Source organism: Aeromicrobium sp. PFPM2_SD2 (genome assembly GCF_057364525.1).
The window spans coordinates 1-913 of record NZ_JBNFNZ010000662.1 but is presented as its reverse complement, the minus strand read 5'-3'; the positions used below and the strand labels follow the sequence as shown (position 1 = coordinate 913).

At 72.3% G+C, this 913-nt stretch carries 2 protein-coding genes; both read left to right on the top strand.

Features of this window, described 5'->3' with window-relative positions:
- The first annotated feature begins 117 nt into the window (after positions 1-117).
- Positions 118-567 carry a CDP-glycerol glycerophosphotransferase family protein gene (locus tag AC2W7G_RS17260; RefSeq protein WP_485869521.1) on the top strand — a complete coding sequence of 150 codons (450 nt, stop codon included), beginning with the start codon at positions 118-120 and terminating at the stop codon, positions 565-567.
- Positions 568-723: 156 nt separating this feature from the next.
- Positions 724-913, top strand: a 190-nt coding sequence (locus tag AC2W7G_RS17255) for a hypothetical protein (RefSeq protein ID WP_485869520.1), incomplete at its 3' end; no start/stop codon positions are given.

Genomic DNA, 913 nt, shown 5'->3' with positions numbered 1-913 from the left:
GCGCGAGCTGGCCGCGCGGTTCTCCGACGCGCCGCTCGCCGAGCGGCAGCAGGCCCCGTACGTGCGGCACTGGAAAAAAAAAAAACCGGCCTGCTCGGCTCGGACGACCTGCACCGCGTGGCCGAGCAGCACGGGCTGCGGGTCACGTTCGTGCCGCACCCGAACGCCCGCGAGCTGTTCACCGGGCTGGTGACCGACGAGCGTGTCGACGTCGTCTCGCCCGACGAGACCCCCTACCGGGCGCTGCTGGCGACGTCCGCGGTGCTCGTCACCGACTACTCGTCGATCACCTTCGACCTGGCCTGGCTCGGCCGGCCCACGGTGTACCTCCAGCACGACCGCGACGAGTTCTACGGCGGGCGCCACAACGTCCGTACCGGCTGGTTCTCCTACGAGGACGACGGGTTCGGCCCGGTGACGCACGACGTGGCCGGCACGGTGCAGGGAGTCGAGGAGGTCCTTTCCGGCTCGGGCGTCTATCGTGCCCGTGTCGCCCGTCTGCTTACGCCGCGCGAGCGGGACGAGGCGAACGCCGAGCTGTTCGACAGAGTCCTGCGCATCCCCTGACGAGACGGCGGGCCCCGGCCCGCGGAACGGTGGCCTCAGCTTCCATGCCGAATCCCTCCCTCTCCCTGGCGGTCCTGCTGACCGACGACGACGTCGAGGCGGTCAGCGCCCTCGGGCGCGCCTGGTGCCCGTCCTGGCCGCGGCACCGGACACGACGTGGTCGTCGCGGTGGCCGAGGGGCTGGACGTCGAGGGACTCACGGCCACGCTGGGCGTCGCGGCCGCGTCGGTGGTGGTGGCGGCCGAGCGCGACCTCATGAACGCCGTCCTGGGTGCCGCGACGTCCGAGCTCGTCACGTTCGTCGAGCCGGGCGAGGAGCTCGACGACCGGTTCGTCGGCCGGGCCC